Raw genomic sequence first — 1596 nt, 5'->3', positions numbered from 1 at the left:
GCCGACACGGGCGACGGGGACGGCTTCCGTCCCTCCGGCCAGGTGTTCGCCGCCGCCCCGTGGGGCTGGGTCGCCGCCCTGCTGGGCCTGTTCGCGGCCGCCCCGCCCGGCACGGGCGAGGCGGGCACGGGCGTCTTCACCCGGTACCGCACCACCGCCCGACCGCACCACCGCCTGACTGCCTGAACGCACGTCCCGAGAGAAACCCATCCCACGAGAGAAGAGCCGACATGAAGCTGACGATCCACCGGAACCGAAGAGGCGCGGCAGCCGTGGCGCTGACCGCGGTGCTCGCCCTGACGGCCACCGCCTGCGGCGACGACGGCAGCGGCGGCAGCGGTGACGAGGGCTCGGGCAAGGGCGAGATCACCTTCTGGGACAACAACGGCGGTGTCCGCACCCCGGTCTGGGAGAAGATCATCGCCGAGTTCGAGAAGCAGAACCCGGACATCGACGTCACGTACGTGCCGGTCCCCATCACCGACGTGCAGTCCAAGTACGACACGGCCATCGCGGGCGGCGGCCTGCCCGACGTCGGCGGCGTCGGCACCGCCTACCTGGCCAACATGGTGGCGCAGGACGCCCTGGAACCGGTCGGTGACCGGATCGAGGCCGGCGCGCTCAAGGGCAAGCTCTCGGAGCAGATGGCCGAGAGCGTGAGGTCGGCGGCCGGCCGGGGCGACGAGATGTACTCCGTGCCGACCAGCGCCAACCAGGGCACCCTGTGGTACCGCACCGAGCTGTTCGAGGCGGCGGGCGCCGAACCGCCCACCACCTGGGACAGCTTCTACGCCGCCGCCGACAAGCTCACCGACGCGAAGAAGAACAAGTTCGGCTTCACCATCCGCGGCGGCGCGGGCTCGGTCGCCCAGGCGCTCGACATGATGTACGCCCAGTCCGGCGTCGATACCTTCTGGAACGGTGACAGGACCACCGTCAACGACCCGAAGAACGTCGAGGCGCTGGAGAAGTACGTCGGCCTCTACAAGAAGGCCACGCCCGAGGCCGACCTCAACAACGACTTCGCCAAGATGGTCGCCCAGTTCGGCCAGGGCGAGATCGGCATGCTCCAGCACAACCTGGGCTCCTACACCGACCACGTGAAGGCGTTCGGGGAGGGCAAGGTGGAGGGCATTCCGCTGCCCCCGTCCGCCGAGGGCAGCCCGCGCACCATCGTCTCCAACCCGGTCGACGGGCTGGGCCTGTTCAAGAGCAGCAAGAACAAGACGGCGGCCTGGAAGTTCATCGAGTTCGCCGCGTCCCACGAGATGAACAGCCTCTGGAACAAGGAGGCGGGCTCCATCCCCGCCAACACCGACGCCTCCGGCGACGCCTGGATCAGCGAGGTCAAGCCGGTGAAGGCGGCCATGGAGTCCCTGAACGACCCCGGCACCAAGGTCGTCCAGCTTCCGTACTACCTGCCGGACTGGAACAACATCAGCAAGGCCGACAGCGAGCCGGACTTCCAGAAGCTGCTGCTCGGCGAGATCACCGCGAAGCAGTTCGCGGACGGCCTCGCCGAGAAGCTCAACGAGGCCCAGGCGGAGTGGAAGCAGCAGCAGTGATCCCGGTGGCGGGCGGGCGCCGCACCGCCGT

The 1596-nt window shown here is 69.0% G+C and carries 1 protein-coding gene and 1 pseudogene; both read left to right on the top strand.

The window, feature by feature from the left end:
• Positions 1-186, top strand: a pseudogene (locus HW445_RS30320) (glycoside hydrolase); the annotation flags it as partial.
• 44 nt (positions 187-230) lie between these two features.
• Positions 231-1565, top strand: coding sequence for a sugar ABC transporter substrate-binding protein (locus HW445_RS30315; protein ID WP_180224005.1), 1335 nt, complete (start codon positions 231-233; stop codon positions 1563-1565).
• The last annotated feature ends 31 nt before the right edge of the window (positions 1566-1596 follow it).

Source organism: Streptomyces sp. UH6 (genome assembly GCF_013421635.1).
GTDB classification, from domain to species: Bacteria; Actinomycetota; Actinomycetes; order Streptomycetales; family Streptomycetaceae; genus Streptomyces; species Streptomyces abyssomicinicus.
Note: the sequence above shows the minus strand (reverse complement) of the source record. Positions and strands in the feature narration are given on the sequence as shown.

Excerpts from the sequence above, each read along its gene's own strand:
- HW445_RS30315 (WP_180224005.1), top strand. The coding sequence starts at position 231 with ATGAAGCTGACGATCCACCGGAACCGAAGAGGCGCGGCAGCCGTGGCG.